The organism is Phycisphaeraceae bacterium, from assembly GCA_019636795.1.
Taxonomy (GTDB): domain Bacteria; phylum Planctomycetota; class Phycisphaerae; order Phycisphaerales; family UBA1924; genus JAHBWW01.
In genome coordinates, this window is record JAHBWW010000006.1 from 257,425 (window position 1) to 280,427 (window position 23,003).

Consider the following 23,003-nt stretch of genomic DNA (forward strand, 5'->3'; position numbering starts at 1 on the left):
GAGGCTGTTCAGGCGGCACGATCGCGTGTGCGAGGCTCGCTGGTGGGTTGAGTCTGGGTGTCGGCCTGGTCGCGTGCGAGCATGGCGTCGTAGGCCGAGAAATCGAGAGTCAGGAATGCATCGGTGAGTTCGGGGTCGAAGTGTGTTCCGCGACAATTGCGGATCTCGGCGAGGACTTCTTCACGGCCTCGCGCCGCGTCGTAGGTGCGGTTAGAACTCATGGCATCGAATGCGTCAGCAAGTGCCAGGATGCGAGCCATGCGCGGGATTGCATTCCCCTTGAGGCCCGATGGATAGCCCTTACCATCCCAGCGTTCGTGGTGGTGAAGAATGCCCGGAAGTGTGTCGCGAAGCATCGGAATCTCGCGCAGCATGTCGTGCCCGAGGACCGGATGCTGACGGATGCGGGCGAACTCTTCTGTCGTTGGCTTTCCTGCCGCGGTAAGCACGGACTCTGGGACACCGATCTTGCCGATGTCGTGTACAAGCCCCGCGATGTGGATCGTTCGGCAATGATCCGGCAAGAGATTGACGGCGGCTGCGAGTTGGCGAGCGATGAAGGCAACACGCTCGGAGTGGCCACGGGTGTAGTGGTCCTTGGCATCGAGGGCAGCGGTCAGCGCGCGCAGTGTGCCAAGGAAGCTCTTCTGCTGATGCATGTGCAGGCGGACGGTTTCGAGATATGCGGTGAGAGAGGCTGCTGTCGTTTCGACCAGAAGCGTGTCGTACGAATTGACCGCCCAATCCTTGCCGTTGCGGGCACCGAGGATCAGCAGCCCAATCGTGCGAGGCTCGATGCGAAGTGGCTGAATGATGAGTTCGGGGCCTAGAGCCTCGGACGCGATCGTTGATGCCTCGACGATGGTTGTCTTCGTATCGCTGCCCTTCGCGGCAAGTATGGTGCCGCCGGCCGAGCGAATCTGGGCGTTATCAAAGCGTGCGGTATCGAAAGCGGTACAGAAGTGAGGAACGTTGGCGTCGTCGAAATGCTGGTCGGCGTGGCGGACAAATGCGACCCATCCAAACTCTGACGTTTCGTGCAGTTCCGTGACGAGATCGCGAATGAAGTCCTCTGGCTCGTTGATGCGGGTCATCATGCGACTGATGCGCAAACTCATGCACGAGGTCTCGTAGGCCTGCGTGAGTTGAACGGTGAACTGGTCGATGGTCTTGGTGTACTCGATGGCTGCCATGGCCGAGGCGTGGGCGCGGGTGAGCGCGTCGGCGCGAGCCTCGGCGTGTGCGCGGTCAATCACGATGCCCTTGTGCAGCGAGGCCCGAAGCGCTTCGCTATCGATCGCGTTCGGCGAGCACAACGCGGCGAGGGCAGGAATCGCCTCGCGTGTTGGAGCCATCGAGACAACCCAGCCAAAGGAGTGGCGCCGGTCGCGCTCGCGGAAGAAGATAAACGTTGCTCCAGGCGCGAGCTCACGCAGGACATATGGACTGAAGTCCGCTTCGAAAGTCGCGGCCGCAGCGGCCAAAGCATCGAGCAATACGGGATCGGTTGCAAATGCAGCAAGCGTCGGGTCGTCGGGTGCCCAGGCGATGCGGTGGACATGGTCGATGCGCCAGCATGGGATGCGGTAAACATTGGACCACTCGCATATGGTCTCGAAGGCCTGGTTGAGCCGAGCTTCCATTACGCGGCCTCCTTGTTGACTTCGAGCAGTGTCTCGACAGCGCGAACGATCTCGCGGGCGCTGAAGGGCTTGCTGATGATTTGGCAAATGTTCGTACGCGGGATGATTTCCGCATTGACGTAATGCCCACGCCCCGTGAGCAGGATAATGGGTGTTGACGCGGTTTCGGGCAGGCGCCGAAGGGCGACTGCGAGTTCCAGGCCACTGATGTGCGGCATCTGGAGGTCGGTCACGATGGCGTGTGGCTGTTCGGTTCGAGCGAGCTGAAGGGCCTCCTCGCCATCGGAGGCGACAATGACATCGTGCCCCCGATCGACGAGTTTTCGCTTCATGATGCTGGTGATGAAGGGTTCGTCGTCGACAAGCAGGATCAGATGTGCAGACATGGTGTACCCCTCGGGTCGGAAAGCGCCCGGTGAGATATCGTCTGAACGAGGGATGTTTTTGGAGAACAGGGGGCCGTTTTGAACAAAACGGCGCACCGGAGGTCACCGATCTTCGATACACTCGTTGTCGAGAGACTCCCTTTGACTTGTTTTCGGACTCTTGCCATGGATTACACGCGGACATCGACTGCCATGCTTGCGGGGTTGTGCGACTCGGGGAACGATCGGGTCTGGTCGGAGTTTGCGCGACGGTATGGTCCGATACTTGTGGGCTTCGCGAGGCGACTCGGTCTCGAAGAGAGCGACGCCGCGGATGTGTCGCAGGAGACACTGATCCGATTCGTGCAGGAGTATCGAGCGGGCAAGTACGACCGAACGCGCGGGAGGCTTCGATCGTGGCTGCTTTCGATCGCGCGAACGCGCGTCGCGGCAGTCTATCGCGCGCGGGCGGCGCGCCATGAGCATCAAGGTGTCACAGCAGCGGTCGATCTGAGCGATGAACACACACTCACGCAAATCTGGTCGGACGAAAGGCGGCAGGTGATCCTGCGAACCGCGTTCGAACAGTTGCGTACAACAACGAAAACGAACGAAAAGACGATTCGCGCGTTCGAGTTGCTGGTGCAGGGCGGCTGTCCGCCGCAGGTCGTGGCTGAGGATCTGGGGATGAGCATCGAGGACGTGTATCGCGCCAAGAGCCGGGTCGCGCAAAGTCTGCGCGAGATCGTGTCGCGGCTCGAAGCCGAGTATGACGGTGAAGAGTGATGGGTGGCGCTGAGCCTCAATCGGTTTCGCAGCACGACCTTGAGCAACTGGCAATGGGTCTGTCGGATGATCCCGCGCTCCTGGCTCGCGTGGAGTCATCGCCCGATCTCAAGGCCAGACTTGCACAGATCAGAGATGACAACGCGCTGCTCTCCGAACTGGCAATGACCCAGGGCGGACAGGCAGTGCGCGAGTTTGACGAGATTCCCGGATATGAACTGCTCGGCGAGATTCATCGTGGTGGGCAAGGCGTGGTCTATCGCGCCAGGCAGCGTTCGGCCGATCGCGTCGTGGCGGTCAAGACGCTGCTTCAAGGCTCGTTTGCGACCGAAGGGCAGCGACATCGCTTTGAGCGCGAGGTGAAACTTGCAGCCCGGCTTCAGCACCCGGGGATCGTGACGCTTCATGAAAGCGGGCGCACCGCTACAGGGCTCAACTTCATCGTCATGGAGTTTGTCGAAGGCGAAACCGTCGATCGATGGTCAAAGCGCATGCGCGAAGCAGGACGAACGCGTGACATTGTGACGCTGTTTGCAACCATGTGCGACGCGATACGTTATGCGCACCAGCGTGGTGTCATCCATCGAGATCTCAAGCCCGGAAATGTGCTTGTTGACGCCAAAGGCCAACCGCACGTATTGGACTTTGGAATCGCCAAGGCACTCAACGATGACGACGACGAACTGGTCGGCATGACCCGCACCGGCGAGTTCGTCGGAACTCTTGCGTACGCGGCTCCGGAGCAGGTCTCGGGCGACCCGGATCTTGTCGATATTCGCATTGACGTGTATGCGATCGGCGTAATGCTCTATGAGGCCCTGACAGGTGAGAGGCCGATCAAGACCGTTGGGTCATTGTCGTCGATTGTGGCGAGGATCTCGACAGAGTTGCCGCTTGCGGCGTCGAAGGTCTCGGATGAGATTGACGCCGACTTGAACACGATCGTGATGACCGCACTGGCCAAGTTGCCGCGCGAACGATATCAGTCGGCCGACGATCTTCGTGATGATCTTGTGCGATGGCTTGGGCATAGAGCCATCGCGGCGCGAAGCCATGACTTCTGGTATGTGGCACGAAAGGGCCTCTGGAGGCATCGCGTCCCGGCCACTATTGCAGGCGTGTTTCTGTTTATGATCGTGGGATTTCTCGCGGTGACGAGCGTGCTGGCGTTTCGGCTCGAACGCGAAAATCGCGGCCTCGAGCAGACCGTCTCGGCGATCGGTCAAGCCCTGGCACGCGTCGATCAGGAAACCTCCAACGTGCAGGTGTCCGACCTCGAAGAGTTTCTTGCGGGCACCAACGAAGCGCTCGGTCGCTGGCTCAAGGACCGGCCCGACATCGCGGCCTCACTGCGCAACAGCCTGGGTCTGGCGTACCTGGACATGGAGAAATTCGCCGATGCTGAAACACAGTTGCGTCAAGCGGTGGAGTTGCGCAAGTCGCTGCGCCCGCCAGCCGAAGCGGCCATCGCCGAGTCCGAGCACAACCTCGGGCGCGTGTTGTGGCGGATGGAACGGTTCGATGAGGCGGCTGAGGTATACAAGAGCGCACTGAAACTCCGCATGGAACTGTATGGGCCAGAAAACGAAGACGTTGTGCGCACCACACATCACCTGGCGCAAGTGTTGCAGGACCTCGGGAGGCCTCAGCAAGCGGTCGAAATGTGGGAGCGAACGGTCGAGGCTCGTCGAAAGTTGCTCGGGCCGCAAAGCCCGGATGTGGCAAACTCGATGTTGGGATTGGCAACGTGTCTTCAGTTGATGGGCAGGCTGCACGAGGCACAGGGGAAACTGGAGGCAGCCCTGAGAATTGTCGAAACGTCGTACGGTGCCGACAGCCTGCCGGTGGGTCGCGTGAAGTTTCGACTTGGGTCGGTGCTGATCGATCTCGACCGTCTCTCAGAGGCTGAAACGATGCTCAATGACACCAGACGCATCAACGCACTCAAGAACTCCGGCACGCTCGACATGGCGCGAACGCTCCACGAACTCGGGCGTCTCGAACTGATGCGAGGCACAAATCTGACATTGGCTGAGACATACACGCGCGATGCGCGGTCGATGCGCGAACGATGGGGAAATCCGCGGAGGTCTCTGGCAGAGTCGGATCTTCAGCTGGGTCGAATCGCGGCCGCGCAAGGCGATCTTGAAGCCGCTGAGAGAAAGATTCGAAGCGGTATTGCACTGCTCGATCAGGCCAGCGTTGCCGAAGTTCACTGCGAGCGCGGGTTCGCCCTGACGTGGCTGGCCGAGGTTCTGTGGCGGCGTGAGAAGTACGCCGATGCCGAAGACTGCGCAAGAAACGCCAATGCCATCCTCGCCGAATTTCGTGATGCAAACGACGAGCAGTTTGTGAGCAACGAGCAAATCCTGGCAAAAGCTTTGGCGATGCGGCGGGCGAACGGTCGCTAGATGATCGTCCGAGCAATACGCTCACGAACAACCATCGCTGAACGACTGAAGGAATGCCAGCACGTCGAAGAAGTCAAAGAGGCCATCAGGGACAAGGTCAGCACGCGGATCGTTGTTGCTGAAAGCCTGAAGAAAGAGTTGCACATCGAAAAAATCGAGTTTCCCGTCGTTGTTGAAATCGGCTGGACACGGGATCGGCAGGAACTCGACGCCATGCAGCACGATCGAGTAAGGCCCGATCTCGCCAGGTCCAGACCAGTCTTCAATGAAGTCGTTTCCACCTGGGCCGTCGGGGCCTGAGACTTCACCGCTCATCGTGAACTCGAAGATTGGATCGAGGTCGGGCCCAGCAAGCGGGAATGATGATCGCCCGGAAATCGCGAGCAAGTACAGCCCCGGCGCGACAAGCATCGACCCCGAGCCATCGGTCGATTGTCCGGTGATGGTGGCAGCCGGGTCAGCGGGATTTGGTCCCTGACTCGCAACAATGCCAAAGCCATCGATGTTGAATAAGTAAAGTGCGGACGGGAATTCGCAAAAGCCGCCGAGCAGCACATCGGTCGAAGCAAGGAATGCGTTGGGGTCGACGATGTTGATCAGGTACATGTCCTGAAAGTCGCCCCCGAGTCCGCGATCGGGCAGCGGCGGCAGACCCTGAAGTTCACCATTGATCTTGGTGACGACGCCATTGCCGGTGACGGGCTGCGCGGTGCCGGGCAGGTTGCCGGCGTCATTGATCTCCGGCCATTCCGGTCCTGCTTGAGCGGCATTCGCACACAACATAATCGCGAGCAAGAACATTCGTACACAAGCAGGATGACGCAGGTTGATGGGCATGATGCACATCGTAGAGTGTGGGTTCGGTCAATATCTGCGGCGTTTGCAGGTGCATGCTCCAAGTAGAAGCAGCGCAAGTGACGCCGGAGCAGGAATGAACACCGCCCCTTGCAACGCGATTTGATAAAAGCCAATTTGCCCGGGACCGGCCCAGTCGGTAATCGGGAACGCGCCGCCAGGGCCATCCGGGCCCGAGATCTCGTTTGGAATCAGAAACGAAAAGATCTGCTCCGGACCCGCGACCGGGACATTCAGCCCACCAGTAATGGCAAGGTAATACTCGCCCGGCGCGACGAGCTCGGCATTCGAGCCGTCGTTGGAGAGTGATGTGATCGTGGCCGAGAGTCCGATACCGAGGTTGGCAAGCAACCCTCGCCCGTCGAGCGTGAAGAGAAAGAGGTTGGAATCAAACGTGCTCGATCCACCCAGGAAGAGATCGGTTGACGCGAAAAAGGCTGCAGGGTTGTTGATGCGGATGCGGTACATGTCCTGAAAGTCACCCATCAGCCCGCGATCGGGGAGCGGGGGCACACCCTCAAGCTGGCCACTGATCTTGGAGAGCGGCCCGACGCCGATCACGGATTGAGCCGTTCCGGGGAGTGAGCCCGCATCGCCAACTTCGGGCCATTCTGGCCCAGAACAGGCGATGTGTGAACACGAAGCAATTGCAACGACAGCAGTAACTCGGTGGAACATGGATCGTCTCTCTCTCCGTCCAGTGCGACAGACGCTTTGGTCTGTACATAGGGTAGCAAAAAGGTTGGGAAACTCCAAGGTCAATCTTGATTTTAGGTGTTCGGACACAGTTCTAGGAACAAAGCCAAGGAAACTTGGGCAAGTGCGGGACTGTGGTTGCGCCGGACGACTAACGCGTTCGGGCACTGTGCGTTAAAACTCCGCCACTTTGCCTGTGGTCAGGCTAGTCAGTTCGGCATGAAGCAGGCGCGTCACGAGCAGCGCATCATCGAGCGAGACCCGCGGAGTCGTGGCACGCCCGAGGGCGAGTTCGATCGCATGCTGCACTTCGGCCTCGTACGCCGTCAGTCTCGGGAGCGGGGGGGCATGCGAGCCGTCGGCCGAGTGCATCAGCAGCGTCGGCTCGCGGGCAAAGTCAAAGTCCGCAACCGCCCGCTCAAACTCGATCATGAAACGAATCCGAAACGGGAAACTCGGCGCATTGACCCAGCCACCTTCCGCAATGATGTGGCCCGGGATTCCGGGGTAGTGATACGCGGTGGTGATGTGAGAAGGCGTGCCGAATGATCTGAGGGACTCTGGCGGGCCAAGCAGCCCGAGGATGAAGTCGGCGTCGTGGACATGAAGATCGAAGAGCACGCCGCCACTGCGCGATGGGTCTAGATAGAAATCGTGTGCCCACGACGGCGGAGAGCCGAGACGCTCGAAACGAGCGCTGATGACGCTTCCATAACGACCGTCGCGAACAGCATCAAGCATGAGAGTCCATCCAGGCCAGAAACGTTTGCACATCGCCGGGAGGCACAGCGTCTTCGATTCGCGCGCGACACCGATCAGCCGTTCAATCGCTTCGACCGAAATGGCGACGGGCTTTTCAACGATGACATGCTTGCCCGCTCGCAGGGCTGCAATCGCCAGATCGACGTGTGTGTCCGTGTGCGTCGCGATGCTGACAAGGCCGACACGCTCATCAGCAAGCAGATCGCGCGGATTTGTATACGTCGCGACGCTGCTCGGGTCGAAAAGCAGTACTGAATCTGTCGTGTTGATGTTGCCGGCCGTGGTGGAGAGGCCGGTGAGCCGCTCCGGGTTCTGGTCGCTCACAGCAACCAGCGCAACGGGCAATCCGTCGCGTGCAGCACGGTGATAGGCAGCAACATGGGTCTGGCCCATGAATCCAAGGCCGATGACGGCGACGCCGAGCGGAATGGAGTCTGTTTCGTGCATGGATAACTATTGGCGTGATGAAGGCATGTGTTGTGCGATGAGTGCGAGGGCGTGCCTGATATCGGCAGCGCGCGTTGTCCCGCCCTCACGTTCGACGATCAGGTTGATTGTTTGCGGACATGACTCGATCACCGCAAGGAATGTCGGCCAATCGACCGCGCCATCTCCGGCCCGCATTTCCGTGCCCCACGTTCCGGGCGTTTGGGTCGGCAATGCGTCCTTGATGTGGGCTTGCACGACATGCGGCGCAAGAGAGCGCAACGCAGCAAGCGGCTCGCCCGTGCCATAGAGAATCATGTTCGCCGGGTCGAAGTTGATCCCAACTCCCGGGCGATTCAGATCGCGAAGCACACCTTCCTGCGTCAGAGCAGTTTCCTGCCCGGTTTCAAAGGCAATGCGAATGTTGCGACCAGCAAAGGTGTCGGTGACTTTCTGGAGCCGATCGACGAGTGTGCGGCGTTCCGGGCCATCCCCTTCCGGCAGAAATCCGGCGTGAAGCGTGACAAGATTGATTTCAAGTGTGGCAGCAATGTCAGCAAGCGCAGCAGCATTGGCAAGGTTCGCGTGCCAATGACGGTCCGGGCGGACTCCTCCCGACTCACGGATGGATTCGAGACTGGTGTAGTCCTCACCGATCGGAGCCCACATGCCCGAGAGAATGCGCACTCCCGCGCGGCTGAGCGCCTCGCGTGTTGCTTCAAGAGTCCACTCTCCAGTACGAATCGGATCGAGCGCGAGCTGCACACCCGTCGCGCCAAGGTCACGAAGCCCGCTGGCAAGTTCAGCAGGCGACGCAGGCTGAAGCGACCACGAGCACACGCCGATACGACCGATCATGAGCGAGCCTCCTGTCTGAGCGAGCCATCGGCCTCGCTGGGTTGCCACTGTACAAAACCCTCGATGGCCTGATACTCAGGCAGCCCGAGTTTGTCGTAGAGCATGGCCGTATTCCGATTGCGATCCTCAGCACGCTTCCAGAACTCGCGAGCATCCGATCCACCCGGGAATGGCGCACGATCCTTCTGCGACTGATGCTTGAAAATCGCCAGTCGCTTGCGTTCGACTTCGCTCGGGCTCAAGGGCACCGCCATGTCGATCTCGTGAGGCTCCCATTCCTGCCACGCGCCGCGATACAGCCAGACTTCGCAGCCCTTCATCCAAGACTCACGTGCGAGCTGATGCAGCGCCGACGTCACCGCGGCCAGACAAACCCGATGTGTGCCATGCGGGTCAGAGAGATCACCGGCAACATACACCAGATGCGGCTTGATGCGCTGCAGAATCTCGATGGTGATATCCACATCGCGCGACGAGATAGGGTTCTTGCGCACGCGACCGGTTTCGTAAAACGGCAGATCGAGAAAGTGGATATTGGCCTCTGGCACACCGCTGAAACGTGCTCCGGCCCGCGCCTCGGCACGCCGAATCAGCCCCTTGACAGTCTGCAGCTGCGGGCTGTCAATGTCACCCGGCTTCTTGTCGCGAATGAAACGCTTGATATCGCTGGCAAGATTGCGCGCCTTGTCCTCTCCGAAGTTGAGTTGATCGCACAGTTCGCTCACGAAGTCGATGTGCTTCTCGGCTTCTTCATCAAACACCGCGATATTGCCCGAAGTCTGGTACGCCACGTGAACCTCGTGGCCCTGGTCGCACAGACGGATAAACGTGCCACCCATCGAGATCACATCGTCATCGGGGTGCGGGCTGAAAATCAGCGCGCGCTTCGGATGAATATCAGGCCCGTTGGCATCGTCCACACCCTTGCCTGCGATGAAGCGCGGGCGGCCGGGCTTGCCGCCTGGCCAGCCTGTGATCGTGCGCTGTATCGTCTTGAAGACTTGGATGTTGATGTCATACGCCGAGCCTCGCTCACTCAGAAGTTCCGCAAGCCCATGCTCGTTGTAGTCCTGCTCGGTGAGTTTGGTGATGGGCTTGCCCAACTCAAGCGCGAGCCATATGACCGCCCGCTTCGTGGTCGGCGCGTCCCACGTCAGGCCCACATCAGCGATCGGTCCGAGCAGCCAAGGCGACTTGAAACGAGTGAGTTCCGCAGCTGCTGCCGGGTCGAGCATGAAGCGCGCGTCAGGGTGTTCCTGAAGATACGTGGCAGGAATCGTGTGCGTGATCGGCCCTTCGACGGCGCTGCGAACTACCGGGGCCTTGTGTTCACCGAATGCCATCAAAAGCAACCGACGAGCGCCGAGAATCGTGCCGATACCCATGGTTATGGCCTTGGTCGGCACGTTGCGCTCGCCGAAAAAATCGCTCGCCGCGTCGCCTCGCGTGATTCGATCAAGCGTAATCAGGCGTGTGCGGCTCTCACGCGAAGAACCCGGCTCATTGAACCCCACATGCCCCGTGCGCCCGATGCCGAGCAACTGAAGGTCGATTCCCCCGGCTGCTTCGATCGCACGCTCATACTCGCGGCAGAAATCACCAATCGCCGCCCGATCGAGCGAACCATCCGGAATGTGAATGTTGCCTCGATCAATGTCAACATGGTCGAACAGATATTCATGCATGAATCGGCGATAACTCTGAAGTTCGCTCGGGTGCATCGGCCAATATTCGTCAAGATTGAAGGTCACGACGTTGCGAAACGAAAGTCCCTCGTCCTTGTGCAACCGAACCAGTTCGTTATACACCGCCTGTGGCGTTGACCCGGTCGCCAGACCTAGCACAGCACGTCGGTTTGCAGCGGCGCGGGCAGTGATGAGGTCCGCGATTTCTCGAGCAACCGCCACGCTGGCCTGCATGCTCGAGGCGTGAACCGTGACGGGAATGCGTTCTGTCACTGAATGTCCGGCGTGAAGATGTGATGCAGCGGGCATGAATTGATCCCAGGGGTTGTCGCATTGTTGGCGCGGTTTATGGCTCAAAGTGCCAACCACTCCAACACTCATCAACCGTCGCCGCCGTCGCGCTACACTTGAGCCGGTCAAGCTCTGGCCGCACCAACGTGCTGGCGAGGGAACACATGTTTGAACGATTGAGCGACGGGTTCGGAAAAGTCTTTCGCAAACTCTCCGGGCAGGGCACAATCACGGAAGCCAACGTCCGTGAAGCTATGGGCGACGTACGCACCGCCCTGCTCGAAGCCGACGTACACCACGAGATCGTCGACCGCTTCTGCGAGCGTGTTGTCGAGGACGCCGCGGGTCGCGAGGTCACCAAAAGCCTCAAGCCCGGTCAGGAAATGATCGGCATCGTCCACGAACGCCTCGTCGAACTCCTCGGCGGAGAACCGGGCGACGAAGGCCCCCTCGCCGCAACTCCGGGCGGCGGCATCATGAGTGTCAGCCCAGGCCCCACAGTCATCATGATGTGCGGCCTTCAAGGCTCCGGAAAAACCACAACCTGCGGTAAACTGGCAGCATATCTCAAAAAGCGAGGGCGCAGCGTCATGCTCGCCGCTGCCGATCTTCAGAGGCCCGCAGCTGTCGAGCAGCTCGCAACCGTCGCCGCGCAGGCCGGCGAAATGGCGGGCGGCGCACAGGTGCACTTCTATGGCGAACCAGAAAAGTGCTCCGAATATGGCAAAGCGGTCGGTGTCGCCGTCGGCGTCTGCCAGAACGCGCTCAAAGCAGCACGGGCAAAGGGCGTGGATGTGCTCATCCTCGACACCGCCGGCCGATTGCACATCAACGAGGAACTCATGGGCGAACTGCACGCGGTGCAGCGCGCGCTCAATCCCCATCACATCTTTCTCGTCGTCGACGCCATGACCGGACAGGACGCTGTCAACAGCGCCCGCACCTTCCACCAGAAACTCGAAGTCGATGGCATCATCCTCACCAAGTTCGATTCCGACACACGCGGCGGAGCCGCCTTGTCAGTACGTGAAGTCACCGGAGCGCCAGTCCGCTTCGTCGGAATTGGCGAAAAACTCGACGCTCTCGAAGAGTTTCATCCGCAGCGCATGGCTGGACGCATCCTCGGCATGGGCGACGTCGTCAGCCTCGTCGAAAAGGCTCAGCAGGAAGTCTCCGAAGAAGAAGCCGAAGCCCTTCAGGCCAAGATGGCCAAGGGCGAAATGACGATGGATGACTTTCTCAAGCAGCTCAAGACCCTCCGCCGCATGGGGCCGATGAAGCAGTTGCTCGGCATGCTCCCGGGCGTCGGTTCGATGCTCAAGGATGCAAACCTAGACGAGGGCATCCTCGATCGCACCGAAGCCATGATTCAATCGATGACCCCCGAGGAACGCAAGACCCCTCGCGTCATGAAGCCTTCGCATCGTCGCCGCGTCGCCAAAGGCAGTGGCACCGATATCAATGACGTCTCGCAACTCGTCAAGCAGTTCGACGCGATCTCCAAACTCACCAAGCAAATGGCGGGCATGACGGCTAGATCGCGCGTCGACGCTGTCAAGGAACTAAAGCGTTCAGGCAGCATGGACGGACTCATGCCAGGCCTCGCAGGCATGAATATGAAAGGCTCGACACGCGCCGAGCCAGCCAAGGTCAAGCAAAGAAAGAAAAAGAGCCGCTGACATCAACGCTCGCATCAGCCGCGGCTCAACTGAGCACCTATCGACCTGACGCCTGCTCGCTCCCGCTGCCGAGCAGCGCTTCGAGCCGTTCGAGGCGATGACGCAAGCCCTCGATCTCCGCGTCCTTCTCAGCCCGTAGGGCAGCAATCTGCGCGTCTTTCTCCGTGCGCAGTTCGCGCAACGCTTCGACCGCAAGGGCTTCAAACCCCGAGATATCAAGCGATTTTCTCCCGCGCGCTTCGCCGACCCACTCAGGAATCACCTGCTCAACTTCCTGCGCGATAAATCCGGTGCGCTTTCCCGCAATCGCGCCCATTTCGCTCGGATCGTTGTAATAGAACGTTACCCCCCGCAGCTTGAGCAGCGTGTCCAGCGAGTTGTCCAGAGGCGTGATATCGCGCTTGGCGCGCGCGTCCGAAAGCGTCGTCCACGCACCACCGCCCGGCTTGTAAGCCGCACCAAAGCTCGAGAAGTAGAACCGATCGTTGTTCGCCGTGCCGTTCGAATTGCGCGTCGAGATGACAAACCAATCGGCGAAGTTGTTATCCGCAGGGTCATTGCCCAGAACGAGTGTGAAAAGCGTGGAATTCGTGCCGTTCGGCTCGCGAATGAAGAAGATCGGGTCCGTTGATTCATTCGGCTCCCCGAAGTACAGCCGGTCGTTGCTGCGAATCATCAGGTTCCCGCGCACATCCAGCGCCTCCAGCGGCGCATCAGTCCCGATCCCGACTCGACCCTCAAAGTAGTTGCGCCCACCGGTGAAATACGCCGAGTGCGCCGTCGCGCTGCTGACGTGCCCCGACACGGCAATGCCCGATGTGGCCACGCCATGGATTCCCGTTCCACCCGCCGCTTCACCATAGACGCCCGTCCCCGCCGCGCTGCTCGTCTTGCCGAATACACCTACCGCATTACCAGCAGTGGCCGCGTTCCAGCCATGAACGCCGTAACCGTTGCGACTGTTTGAACGCCCGAAAACGCCGTAGTTCGTGCCGGTTGTTGCTTGAGCAAAACCATACACGCCGCGCCCCGCTGTGCTGTTGGCTTGCCCGAACATGCCATACGTTGTGCCGTTTCCCGCATTGGCAAACCCGAAAAGCGCGCGACCAGCCGTGCTGCTGCTCTGACCGAAGACGGCGTACGTCGTGCCGGTCGCAGCCGTGTTATTGGCAAAGATCGCTCGCAGCGCAGTCGTGCGCACATCCAGAGGATACGCAGGATTGGTTGTTCCGATGCCGACGTTACCAGCGTTGTAGTAAATACGCGTTCCTGCGACCGTCCACTGGGCATGCGCCGATGTTGCCAGAGCGCCGATGGCCGTTGCAATCAGTGCGCTTACGAATTTCTTGCTCATCGTCTTTCCTTTCCGAGTTCTAACCCGACTGCAAGGGTATTCATACGACAGCTACGCGGCTTGCGGTTCTGCTCCGCATCATCAAATCGCAATCGATAACGCTTCAAAAGTCTCACGTTCGAGTGGATCGGGAAGTTCGCCAAGGGCAATTGCCTGTGCTACGTCATAAGAACCCGATCGCACACGCCGCAACGCGCGGAGCATCCCCCCGGTTTGGAGGGACACGCCGATATCGCGCGCCAGACTGCGAATGTACGTCCCCTTGCCACATGTGATCGACAGGTCAAGCATCGGCCACTCATAGCCAAGAATGTCGATCGCATCGATTCGTACCGGGCGTGCCTCGACCGGCACAGGCTTGCCCTCGCGCGCCAGTTCATACGCCCGGCGTCCTCCGACACGCATGGCAGAGTGCGCCGGCGGCAACTGTGCGACTGTCCCAACCCACTCGGACAGAGCATTGCGCACGCGCTCTATCGTCGGTGCCTCCTCGATCACAACAGCCACAGGTTCCGACTCCAGATCCTGCGTCGGGCTCGAGACCGAGAGATCAATGCTCGTGTGATAGACCTTCGTGCCGTCCATCACACTCTGACACAAACGCGTCGCACGCCCGACCATCACGACCAGAAGCCCCGTCGCCAGAGGATCGAGCGTTCCCCCATGCCCGACCTTGATGCGTTTGGGCGCCCCACCAGCCCGCAGTTTGCCGCGCACCTTCGCGCACACACTCATCGAAGTGTGGTACAGCGGCTTGTCGATCAGCAGCACACCGGCGATCGGGTCTTCGTTCATCGCCGGCGCTCCACCACATCAAGCAGCACGAACCTCCCACGCGCGTAGTTCAAGCCCCCGACTGTGCCCAGGCGATTCAGTTCGAGCTCTGCGGTGCTGTGTTCACGCGGCATGATGAGCACCCCGCTCGGGTTGTCCCGCAGCCACGCCTTCGCGTCGATCGTCCGCTCAATGCGTCCTCGCGTCAGATACGCAAGACTGTCCTCGAAATACTCATAACACCCAATCGGACGATCCGCCGGCAGCAGCGCCGCAAGCTGCTCATTCACCCACAACACCCGGGCACGCGGCAGAATCACACCCATCGACAACCCGAATGCAAGAAGCATCGCCGCCACCCCAAGCACCTGTGCCTTGAGCAGCAACCCATCAAACGCCAGCGACCGAGCACGCCACAGCAACACACCCGCCCCGCCCCCCGCAACCGCCCCGGTCAGAACACCAACCCAACCACTTCCCATCAGCGACGCGCCAATCGGGAAGACCACACACACAATCACACCCAATCCGAACCACACATTCAGCCCAACCGTCGCCTTTTCTGCAGTGAACTGATCGATCGCCCCACGCGCAGCATCCACCACCGCACGCACGCTGATGATCGCAATCGCTGGATACAGCGGCAGCGTGTAGTGCGGCAACTTCGTCGCCACGCACTCGAACACCAACCACGATGGCACAATCCACGCGATAAAAAACAACTCCGCATCACGACCAAGCACACGCTCACGCCACCGCGATGGCAGATGCCGCAACCGCCCTTTCAGCCCAACGTCCTCGCTCGGCGGCAACCTCACCGCCAGCCTCCACGTGCGCCCCAACGCAAGCAGTGTCAACAAACACCCCGGCCAAAGCAGAAACATCAAAACAAAGAGGTGATACCCCGGCGGCCCCCAATGTCCCTCGCGCGACGCGGTACTTCGACCCACAGTCTCGAACAGTGCAATGTCCACCACCTGCCTCAGCCCCACACGCATCGCCAGCGGCACAACCCATAGCAGAAGCACCAACCCGACTATCCCCATCCCAAGCAACGGCCTCGCACGCAACAACCACCGCCAGTCACGTCCAACGACAGACATCGCAATCGCAGTCAGTCCCACGATCATCGGTGTCACCGGGCCCTTGCTCAGCACTCCCAATGCAATCGACCCGAACAACCACACGCAACGCCAGAGACTGCCCACTGGCCTGGCGCGAATCTCCCACAGCGCCCAGAGCGCACTCGTCGTCGCCAGCAGCAACAAGTGATCCGCACGCGCCTGCTTTGCTTCCCAGATCATCAACGGGCTCACCGCCAGCACACCCGCAGCCACAAAACCCACCGTCTCGTCAAACGTCCGTGCCCCCAAACGCCACGTCATCAGCACCGCCAGCACCGCTGCAATCGTCGAAGGAAGGCGATACATCCACAGCGCGTCCGCCTCCGGGCGCCCCCCTGTCCACAACGCTGCCGACGCACTCTGCACCCAGTACACCAGCGGGGGCTTGCTCAGGCGAAGCGACCCCTGCACCTTGGGCACGACCAACCCCCCATCATGCAACTCCGGGTCGAGTTCATCCGGATGCAGCGCAATCGCCTCGAACATCTGCCGACTCGCCTGTGCAAATCGAGCCTCATCGCGGTCAACCACCGCAATGGACGCCAGCCCAGGCGCGTACGCTATCACACAAAGCACAACAAGAATCACACAGCCTCGCCACCCGCCTGATGAGCGGCGAAACAGTTCAACCAGCGGGTTGGAAGCGTCACGATCCACGAGGAGCAATCACGAACATGCACGAAACGGACGCCAACGATAGTCGGTTCGCATGGCAGTGGAGTGTTATTCTCCTTGTCGCCGCCGCCATCGCATTTCCATTCGACGCTACGGTCGCTCGTTGGGCAGGAACTCTCGAAAGCCAACTCGGGGGCGACCTCCTCCGCGAACTCAAAGCACTCCAGCAATTCGGCCAAGGCGCATGGATCCTCATCATCGCCATCGCATTCGTCTCGCTCCAGCCCTGGCGCGCACGCCGCCTGCTCGACTTCGCAGCCGCCGTTGGAATGACCAGCCTGATCTCACTCATGCTCAAAATGCTCATCGGTCGCCCACGTCCGACATTCGACGACCCGCTCGTCATCCTCGGCCCCTTCAGGCGATACCACGTTTCCGACGTCGCAGGACTTCGACACGCATGGGAACTCTGGGCACCAATCTCCAGCGATCTCTGGTCGATGCCGTCGAGCCACACTTCGTCGGTCGTTGCAGTTGCCGCATTCGTCATACGCATGTGCCCAAGACTCACCGGCCTCATGATCGGACTCGCAGCCATTGTCGCCATCGCCCGGGTCATCCTCGGGGCACACTACCTGTCTGATGTCCTGTTCGGAGCATCAGTCGGCTGGATGGTCGCAGGCTCAATCCTCCACGTCGATGGCGGAGTTCGCGCTATCGACTGGATCTGGAAACGCTGCGTCAACCGCAACGCAACCCCTGCTCTCCCTCGCCTCCTCGCAGCCGAACGCGCCCACAACGTCGCCTCACCATGAAAGAGCCCTGACCGCCAGAGAGGGGTTGCTCCACCACGCCCAACCAATCGCAAACTGCGCCCTGCACCCTCTGGCACGCCTAAACTCGTGCCCAGTGCCCGGAGAGGTGTCCGAGTGGCTGAAGGAGCAGCACTGGAAATGCTGTATACGGGTAACCGTATCGGGGGTTCGAATCCCCCCCTCTCCGCTTGACTCGTTGGCGTTCGTCTCAGAATCGAATATTCCCATCGCCCCGACCATAGTGCCTCAAATAGTGCACTACCGTCCGCGCGATCACATCGCATTCGAGATTCACCCGATCCCCTTCCTTCAGCAACCCCAGTGTCGTCGCACGCAGCGTCACCGGGATCAACGCAACTTCAATCGCCTCAGCCTCCGGGTCCACCCCCGCCAGCGTCAGGCTCACCCCTTCCACCGTCACCGAACCCTTCGGCACCATGAACGGCATCAAATCCCCCGGCACCTCCAGCCGCACCCGATACTCCCCGCTGTCCACAACCCCGATCACCGACGCCACCCCATCCACATGCCCTTGCACGATGTGCCCGCCCATCAGCGAGCTCGCCGTCACTGAACTCTCAAGGTTCACCTCAGCCCCAGGTCCCAGCAACCCAAGCGTCGTCACGCGGAGTGTCTCAGGCACCACATCAAAATGAAACACATGGCCCGGGCCAAGTTCTGCCAATGTCAGGCATACCCCGTTCACCGCGATCGAATCGCCCGCAGCGGGGACAATGCTCCACCCGTCACCATCCACCACCAGCCGTGTGGATGAACGCCCCGGACGCGCCTCACGAATGCGCCCTTTATGCTGGATCAGCCCTGTGAACATGCACGAACTGTAGGAAGCGGGTCCCTCGGCTTGACCTGATGCCCGCTCGCCCGGATACTCCACTCTCTCGGCGCGGCGCAACGCCCCGCCAGAACCCGCACGCAGGACCACGAACCCCTTCGGAGAAGCCCTGAACATGATTCACAATCTTCCGCTCCGCACACGACTTGTTCACCGTTCCGCGAGCGGTTGCCTCCTTGCAAGCATCGCATTGCTAGGCCTCGCAGCATGCTCCACCGCTCAGGACCGCCGCGAACCACAAACAAATACCTCGACCACGCCCGCGCAGACCGGGTACGAGATTCGCACCGAAACTCAGACCGGCGGCTTCACCATCCGACACGCCGAATGGACCGAACTCGGCTACCGCTGGGACTGGACCGGCTTCCCCGCTGTCCAGCAACGCGAAGCCGTGCGCTTCGTCGATGTCTATGACGACATTCTCATTGTTCAAGGCTCCTCCAGCGCCATGACCATCATGGAGTCAGTCACCGGACGCAATCGCTGGGTCGATCGGCCCGCAACCGCCCTCACTCGCTTCGTCGGCAGCGTCCGCGATGGCAACATCCTCTACAACTGCGCAGACGCCGAGGTCTACATCATCGACCTCTCCAACGGCAACTGGCTCGGACGCCAATCCTTCGAAGAAGTCGTCAACACCAGGCCGCTCTTCGATCGCGGCACGCTCATCTTCGGAACCTCCAAAGGCAACATCTTCGCACATCGCACCGATTTCGGCGTCCGCTCATGGAAGTACAGCGTCGGCGCTCCCATCGAAGCAGATCTCGCAATGGTTCAGGGATTCATCGCCGCGATCGGACAAAACGGTCAGGTCCTCTTCGTCGATCCACACACCGCAGGCGGATTCGGTCGGCCCGGCACCGGCGGACGCATGGCGACCAACCCCATCACCGACGGCTCTCTGCTCTTCGCCGCCTGCACCGATCAGTCCCTCTACGCCTTCACTCCAGGATTCGACAAACACGCTTGGCGCTATCGCACCAATGAAGCCCTCATGATTCAGCCCACCTACCACAACGGCGTCGTCTATCTCACCGTGCCCGGCACCGGCCTTGTCGCGCTCGACGCAGCAACCGGCAGCGAACGCTGGATCGGCTCCGACGCCGGAGGCGAAGTCATCGCCATGCGCGCAGGCTCGCTCATCGTCTGGGATGGCAGATCCGTCAAGTCCGTCGATCCAACCAACGGCGACGTCATATCAACCTGCCCCGCCCCCGGTATTTCACTCGTCAAGGCCAATCGATTCGACGAAGGCAGCCTCTTCGCACTCACCCGAAACAACGCCATCATCCGCTTTTCCCCTCGCTGATCCCGGTCTGAATCATGCCTGATCGCGTCCGGATCTGCCGCGCCCTCCTCTCTGTCAGCGACAAGACGGATCTTGTCCCCTTCGCCTCCGCACTCGCATCGATGGGCGTCGAACTCATCTCCACCGGCGGCACCGCCCGCACGCTGGCCGACGCCGGGCTCACTGTCACACCCATCGAAGCCGTCACCGGCCTGCCCGAAATGCTCGACGGCCGCGTCAAAACCCTCCACCCGGCCGTCCACGGCGCACTCCTCGCACGCCGCGACCTCCCCGCGCACATGCACGCACTCGAGTCCCATGGCTTCAAACCAATCGACCTCGTCTGCGTCAACCTCTACCCCTTCGAACAAACCACCAGCCACGCAGACACCACCTTCGACGAAGCGATCGAAAACATCGACATCGGTGGCCCCAGCATGATCCGCAGTGCCGCCAAGAACTCCTCCTCCGTCGCCGTCGTCACGGCACCTCCCCAGTACGACCGCGTCATCTCCGAGTTGCGAGCAAACGATGGGTGCATCACACATCGAATGCGCGCCGAACTCGCAGCCGCCGCCTTCGCCCGCACCAGCGCCTACGACGCCGCCATCAGCGCCTACCTCAGCCGCGCCGCCCCCGCACCATTCCCCGCAACCCTTCGCCTCACCTGCTCCAAGGTCGATGACCTGCGCTACGGCGAAAACCCGCACCAGTCCGCCGCCCTCTACCGCGATTCAACCTCCACCGGACCCACCATCGTCAACGCTCGCCAACTCGGCGGCAAGCAACTCTCGTACAACAACATGCTCGACGCCGCCGCCGCGCTCGAACTGGTCAAAGACTTCGCTCGTCTCGATCCCGCTCGCCCGGGCGCATGCGTCGTCAAGCACACCAACCCCTGCGGAGCGTCGATCGCCGATTCCAACGTCGCCGCAATCGAACAGGCCATCAAGGGCGACCCCATCGCCGCCTATGGCGGAATCCTCGCGATCAACCGCCCCCTCCTCGCCGACGACGCCCACGCAATCACCACCGGCGGCGCATTCTTCGAAGTTGTCGTTGCCCCCGAGTGCTCTCCAGACGCCGCATCCATCCTCCTCAATCGCTGGGCCAACGTCCGCGTTCTCGCCGTAGGACAAACCGCGCCATCGCAGCATCGCAAACTCGAATACCGCTCCATCCCCGGCGGCCTGCTCGTGCAGGATCGCGACATCCTCCCCATCTCCACCGGCGCCTGGGTTCACCGCGCCGGCCCTCCACCAGGCGATGCCGATCTCCAGCTCGGTGCCTTTCTCGTCTCCTGCGTGCGGGCTCTTTCCAGCAACGCTGTCGTCCTCGGCGGCTACGACGCCCAAGGCGTCCGCATCTTCGGGTCCGGGTCCGGTCAAATGGACCGCGTCAACGCATGCCGCATCGCCATTGCCAAGGCCGACATGCTCGCCTCCGGATCAATCGCCGTCAGCGAAGCCTTCTTCCCCTTCCCCGACGGCCCAGCCCTCCTCATCGAGGCCGGTATTCGGACCATCATCCACCCCGGCGGGTCAAAACGCGACGAAGAAACCTTCGCCCTCTGCCAGGCCAAGGGCGTCACCTGCATCACCACCGGCCAGCGGCACTTCCGCCACTGACCCCCGCCCGCGCAAGCCCCCTAACCCCCCTCCAAAGCCCCTTTCTTGGGCTAATAGTGTGGATTCTTTGAGATCTTGGCGCAAACTGTTGAAAAGTTCGGGAAAACTCCGTACAACATGTCATCCGTTTGGAGTGTCCAGTGCCAAAGACGCGCAGGATCCAGAACTCGGGCAAGGATGCCCCCCCGTTCGACGCCGAGGTCGTCGCCCTCGATTCCCTCGGCGATCATGGCCTCGACGCCAAAGTCCTCGTTCTCAACAAGGTCTACGTCGCTCTCCGCGTCATTTCCGCACGCCGAGCCTTCGCTCTCCTCTCCCGCGACGCAGCCGAAATCATCCACATCGAACAAGGCCACTACGTCAACTACGACTTCTCCTCGTGGATCGAAATCTCCGAATTGCAGCGACAGTTCGAACCCGACGCCCACGACTGGGTCCGCACTGTTCGCATGCACATCGCCGTCCCTCGAGTCATTCGGCTCTTCGGCTACGACCGCGTCCCCGCCGAAGCCGTAAAACTCAACCGCCGAAACCTCTTCGCACGCGACCGCAACCACTGCCAATACTGTGGCCACTTCTTCCCGACCAACGAACTCTCGATCGACCACGTCACACCTCGCGCCCAAGGCGGGCCCGACACATGGGACAATCTCGTCTGCGCATGCCTCCGCTGCAACTCACGCAAAGGCGGCCGCACCCCCGAGCAGGCCAACATGAAACTCGTCCGCAAACCCGTACGCCCCCGACGCAACCCCATGATCTCCCTGCGCCTCGGTGCCGACAAATACGCCTCATGGAAAGCCTTCCTCGATGAGGCATACTGGTCCGTCGAGCTCAAGTAGCACACGGTTGCAGTCTCACCATCCGGAAACCGCCGCCCGGCCAACCTACGGTATGCTTTGACGCGGCTCTCACGGACCGGGAGCCCCACGACGGAGACTTTTCCTTGCCTCACATCATCACCGAACCATGCCTCGGAACCAAGGACACCAGTTGCGTAGACGTCTGCCCGGTCGATTGCATTCATCCGACCAAAGACGAGCCCGACTTCGAAACCGCAGACCAGTTGTTCATCGATCCAGACACCTGCATCGACTGTGGCCTCTGCGTCGACGAATGCCCCGTGCAGGCGATCTATCAGGACGAAGACCTCCCCGACGAATACGCAAAGTACGTCCAGATCAATCTCGACTACTACAAAAAATAACACAACACACTCTGCGGACGCAATACCTTCGAGTACCTGGTCATAGGACGCCGGACCTTCGAGCACCTGGTTTTATGACGCCGGATCTTCGGGCGCACAAAAACCTTAGACCTTCAGCAAACGTCCATGCCCGAAGATCCGGGTTCCCCTCACTGCGCACGCCAAACCTTCGAGCACCTGGTTTTATGACGCCGGATCTTCGGGCGCACAAAAACCTCAGGCCTTCAGCAAACATCCATGCCCGAAGATCCGGGTTCCATCACTGCGCACGCCAAACCTTCGAGCACCTGGTTTTATGACGCCGGATCTTCGGGCGCACAAAAACCTCAGACCTTCAGCAAACGTCCAAGCCCGAAGATCCGGGTTCCCTCACGCCGCGTCACCGAACTCCGCCTCCAGAGCATCGATCGCGTCCATCTGCTCGGCTCGCTTGGCCCGCTCTGCCCACCGGTCCGGTCGCACGTTCGAAGGCGAATTCGCCGCCTCGCGCCAATCCTCAGCCCGCGTCAGGTTCAACTCGCTCGCCATCGTCTTGCGATACCCCAACAGACGGATCACCTCCAGCACGTCCGTCCACGCCGGGAACGGCTTGCCATTGGCCCTCTTGAACTCATCAATGGCCATCAAAAACAAAAACTGCTCGGGCGTCATCTCGCCCTCTTCAGCCGCTCGCGTGAAATCGCTCCGCCGCCGCCCAGGACCACGCCGCCGCTCAAGCCCGCTCGACGCACCACCCCCCGGCATCCGACGGCGATCTAGCCCCAACCGTCTGTCCACGACGCCGCCACCCGGCATCGGGGTTTCGTCGGGCGACTGAGGAACCTGCGGCGAACCAGACTTCGAATCGGACATGAGCGCACACTCCGCTTGAGGTGGGTGGTTATCCGC

Annotated in this window: 20 protein-coding genes and 1 tRNA gene; 9 read left to right on the plus strand and 12 right to left on the minus strand. The window is 60.8% G+C overall.

Going from position 1 to position 23,003, the window contains the following annotated elements; all coding sequences use genetic code 11:
* Window positions 1-8: 8 nt before the first annotated feature.
* The gene (locus KF757_13680) at window positions 9-1,643 is read right to left on the minus strand and encodes an HD-GYP domain-containing protein (protein ID MBX3324027.1); all 1,635 of its coding nucleotides are present in this window, start codon (window positions 1,641-1,643) and stop codon (window positions 9-11) included.
* Window positions 1,643-2,029, minus strand: coding sequence for a response regulator (locus KF757_13685; protein ID MBX3324028.1), 387 nt, complete (start codon window positions 2,027-2,029; stop codon window positions 1,643-1,645). Before KF757_13685 ends, KF757_13680 begins: the two co-directional genes overlap by 1 nt.
* A 165-nt stretch (window positions 2,030-2,194) precedes the next feature.
* On the opposite strand from KF757_13685, the gene KF757_13690 reads away from it, so the two are divergent.
* On the plus strand, window positions 2,195-2,794 hold the full coding sequence (locus tag KF757_13690; protein MBX3324029.1) for a sigma-70 family RNA polymerase sigma factor: 600 nt from the start codon (window positions 2,195-2,197) through the stop codon (window positions 2,792-2,794).
* Window positions 2,791-5,205 (plus strand): serine/threonine protein kinase, encoded by a 2,415-nt coding sequence (locus tag KF757_13695; protein ID MBX3324030.1) that lies wholly within the window; start codon window positions 2,791-2,793, stop codon window positions 5,203-5,205. Before KF757_13690 ends, KF757_13695 begins: the two co-directional genes overlap by 4 nt.
* A gap of 21 nt (window positions 5,206-5,226) precedes the next feature.
* On the opposite strand, the gene KF757_13700 is transcribed toward KF757_13695, so the two are convergent.
* The 5 genes from KF757_13700 to nagB form a co-directional block, all read right to left on the minus strand.
* Window positions 5,227-6,042, minus strand: coding sequence for a hypothetical protein (locus KF757_13700; protein MBX3324031.1), 816 nt, complete (start codon window positions 6,040-6,042; stop codon window positions 5,227-5,229).
* 27 nt (window positions 6,043-6,069) lie between these two features.
* Entirely contained in the window at window positions 6,070-6,738 is a 669-nt protein-coding gene (locus tag KF757_13705) for a hypothetical protein (protein MBX3324032.1), read from the minus strand.
* A gap of 192 nt (window positions 6,739-6,930) precedes the next feature.
* Entirely contained in the window at window positions 6,931-7,965 is a 1,035-nt protein-coding gene (locus KF757_13710; GenBank protein ID MBX3324033.1) for a Gfo/Idh/MocA family oxidoreductase, read from the minus strand.
* A 6-nt stretch (window positions 7,966-7,971) separates the two neighbouring features.
* Complete coding sequence (locus KF757_13715) at window positions 7,972-8,802, minus strand: sugar phosphate isomerase/epimerase (GenBank protein MBX3324034.1); 831 nt, start codon at window positions 8,800-8,802, stop codon at window positions 7,972-7,974.
* Window positions 8,799-10,796 carry a glucosamine-6-phosphate deaminase gene (nagB, locus tag KF757_13720; GenBank protein ID MBX3324035.1) on the minus strand — a complete coding sequence of 666 codons (1,998 nt, stop codon included), beginning with the start codon at window positions 10,794-10,796 and terminating at the stop codon, window positions 8,799-8,801. Before nagB ends, KF757_13715 begins: the two co-directional genes overlap by 4 nt.
* A gap of 146 nt (window positions 10,797-10,942) precedes the next feature.
* Between nagB and ffh the strand changes: the two genes are divergently transcribed.
* Window positions 10,943-12,457, plus strand: coding sequence for a signal recognition particle protein (ffh, locus tag KF757_13725; protein MBX3324036.1), 1,515 nt, complete (start codon window positions 10,943-10,945; stop codon window positions 12,455-12,457).
* Window positions 12,458-12,494: 37 nt separating this feature from the next.
* Here ffh and KF757_13730 read toward each other — a convergent pair whose 3' ends face one another.
* The 3 genes from KF757_13730 to KF757_13740 all read right to left on the minus strand — a co-directional run bounded on the left by KF757_13730 (window position 12,495) and on the right by KF757_13740 (window position 16,366).
* Window positions 12,495-13,811: a tail fiber domain-containing protein gene (locus KF757_13730; GenBank protein ID MBX3324037.1), complete on the minus strand. Its 1,317-nt coding sequence runs from the start codon at window positions 13,809-13,811 to the stop codon at window positions 12,495-12,497.
* Window positions 13,812-13,892: 81 nt separating this feature from the next.
* Complete coding sequence (truB, locus tag KF757_13735) at window positions 13,893-14,606, minus strand: tRNA pseudouridine(55) synthase TruB (GenBank protein ID MBX3324038.1); 714 nt, start codon at window positions 14,604-14,606, stop codon at window positions 13,893-13,895.
* A complete protein-coding gene (locus KF757_13740) occupies window positions 14,603-16,366 on the minus strand; it encodes a glycosyltransferase family 39 protein (GenBank protein MBX3324039.1) in 1,764 nt (587 codons plus the stop codon). The genes truB and KF757_13740 overlap by 4 nt, the downstream gene beginning before the upstream one ends.
* A gap of 17 nt (window positions 16,367-16,383) precedes the next feature.
* Between KF757_13740 and KF757_13745 the strand changes: the two genes are divergently transcribed.
* Both KF757_13745 and KF757_13750 read left to right on the plus strand, forming a co-directional pair.
* Complete coding sequence (locus tag KF757_13745; GenBank protein MBX3324040.1) at window positions 16,384-17,139, plus strand: phosphatase PAP2 family protein; 756 nt, start codon at window positions 16,384-16,386, stop codon at window positions 17,137-17,139.
* Between the two features lie 100 nt (window positions 17,140-17,239).
* Window positions 17,240-17,326 (plus strand) — tRNA-Ser (locus KF757_13750).
* Between the two features lie 21 nt (window positions 17,327-17,347).
* Here the strand turns inward: KF757_13750 and KF757_13755 are convergent.
* Window positions 17,348-18,109 (minus strand): riboflavin synthase, encoded by a 762-nt coding sequence (locus KF757_13755; protein MBX3324041.1) that lies wholly within the window; start codon window positions 18,107-18,109, stop codon window positions 17,348-17,350.
* On the opposite strand from KF757_13755, the gene KF757_13760 reads away from it, so the two are divergent.
* From KF757_13760 to KF757_13775, 4 genes are all read left to right on the plus strand, one after another.
* On the plus strand, window positions 18,108-19,301 hold the full coding sequence (locus KF757_13760) for a PQQ-binding-like beta-propeller repeat protein (GenBank protein MBX3324042.1): 1,194 nt from the start codon (window positions 18,108-18,110) through the stop codon (window positions 19,299-19,301). The genes KF757_13755 and KF757_13760 overlap by 2 nt on opposite strands.
* 14 nt (window positions 19,302-19,315) lie before the next feature.
* Complete coding sequence (purH, locus tag KF757_13765) at window positions 19,316-20,908, plus strand: bifunctional phosphoribosylaminoimidazolecarboxamide formyltransferase/IMP cyclohydrolase (protein MBX3324043.1); 1,593 nt, start codon at window positions 19,316-19,318, stop codon at window positions 20,906-20,908.
* Between the two features lie 158 nt (window positions 20,909-21,066).
* Window positions 21,067-21,750, plus strand: a complete 684-nt coding sequence (locus KF757_13770; GenBank protein ID MBX3324044.1) for an HNH endonuclease — start codon at window positions 21,067-21,069, stop codon at window positions 21,748-21,750.
* Window positions 21,751-21,854: 104 nt separating this feature from the next.
* Entirely contained in the window at window positions 21,855-22,115 is a 261-nt protein-coding gene (locus tag KF757_13775; GenBank protein ID MBX3324045.1) for a ferredoxin family protein, read from the plus strand.
* A 369-nt stretch (window positions 22,116-22,484) separates the two neighbouring features.
* Here the strand turns inward: KF757_13775 and KF757_13780 are convergent, their stop codons facing one another.
* A complete protein-coding gene (locus KF757_13780) occupies window positions 22,485-22,967 on the minus strand; it encodes a hypothetical protein (protein ID MBX3324046.1) in 483 nt (160 codons plus the stop codon).
* Between the last annotated feature and the right edge of the window lie 36 nt (window positions 22,968-23,003).

What these genes read in the sequence shown, in the direction of transcription:
- ffh (MBX3324036.1), top strand. Translation starts at nt 10,943, where the DNA reads ATGTTTGAACGATTGAGCGACGGGTTCGGAAAAGTCTTTCGCAAACTC.
- KF757_13780 (MBX3324046.1), bottom strand. Translation starts at nt 22,967, where the DNA reads ATGTCCGATTCGAAGTCTGGTTCGCCGCAGGTTCCTCAGTCGCCCGAC.
- KF757_13705 (MBX3324032.1), bottom strand. Translation starts at nt 6,738, where the DNA reads ATGTTCCACCGAGTTACTGCTGTCGTTGCAATTGCTTCGTGTTCACAC.
- KF757_13680 (MBX3324027.1), bottom strand. Translation starts at nt 1,643, where the DNA reads ATGGAAGCTCGGCTCAACCAGGCCTTCGAGACCATATGCGAGTGGTCC.
- KF757_13715 (MBX3324034.1), bottom strand. Translation starts at nt 8,802, where the DNA reads ATGATCGGTCGTATCGGCGTGTGCTCGTGGTCGCTTCAGCCTGCGTCG.
- KF757_13710 (MBX3324033.1), bottom strand. Translation starts at nt 7,965, where the DNA reads ATGCACGAAACAGACTCCATTCCGCTCGGCGTCGCCGTCATCGGCCTT.
- KF757_13730 (MBX3324037.1), bottom strand. Translation starts at nt 13,811, where the DNA reads ATGAGCAAGAAATTCGTAAGCGCACTGATTGCAACGGCCATCGGCGCT.
- KF757_13700 (MBX3324031.1), bottom strand. Translation starts at nt 6,042, where the DNA reads ATGCCCATCAACCTGCGTCATCCTGCTTGTGTACGAATGTTCTTGCTC.
- KF757_13755 (MBX3324041.1), bottom strand. Translation starts at nt 18,109, where the DNA reads ATGTTCAGGGCTTCTCCGAAGGGGTTCGTGGTCCTGCGTGCGGGTTCT.
- purH (MBX3324043.1), top strand. Translation starts at nt 19,316, where the DNA reads ATGCCTGATCGCGTCCGGATCTGCCGCGCCCTCCTCTCTGTCAGCGAC.
- KF757_13745 (MBX3324040.1), top strand. Translation starts at nt 16,384, where the DNA reads ATGCACGAAACGGACGCCAACGATAGTCGGTTCGCATGGCAGTGGAGT.
- KF757_13690 (MBX3324029.1), top strand. Translation starts at nt 2,195, where the DNA reads ATGGATTACACGCGGACATCGACTGCCATGCTTGCGGGGTTGTGCGAC.
- truB (MBX3324038.1), bottom strand. Translation starts at nt 14,606, where the DNA reads ATGAACGAAGACCCGATCGCCGGTGTGCTGCTGATCGACAAGCCGCTG.
- KF757_13760 (MBX3324042.1), top strand. Translation starts at nt 18,108, where the DNA reads ATGATTCACAATCTTCCGCTCCGCACACGACTTGTTCACCGTTCCGCG.
- nagB (MBX3324035.1), bottom strand. Translation starts at nt 10,796, where the DNA reads ATGCCCGCTGCATCACATCTTCACGCCGGACATTCAGTGACAGAACGC.
- KF757_13685 (MBX3324028.1), bottom strand. Translation starts at nt 2,029, where the DNA reads ATGTCTGCACATCTGATCCTGCTTGTCGACGACGAACCCTTCATCACC.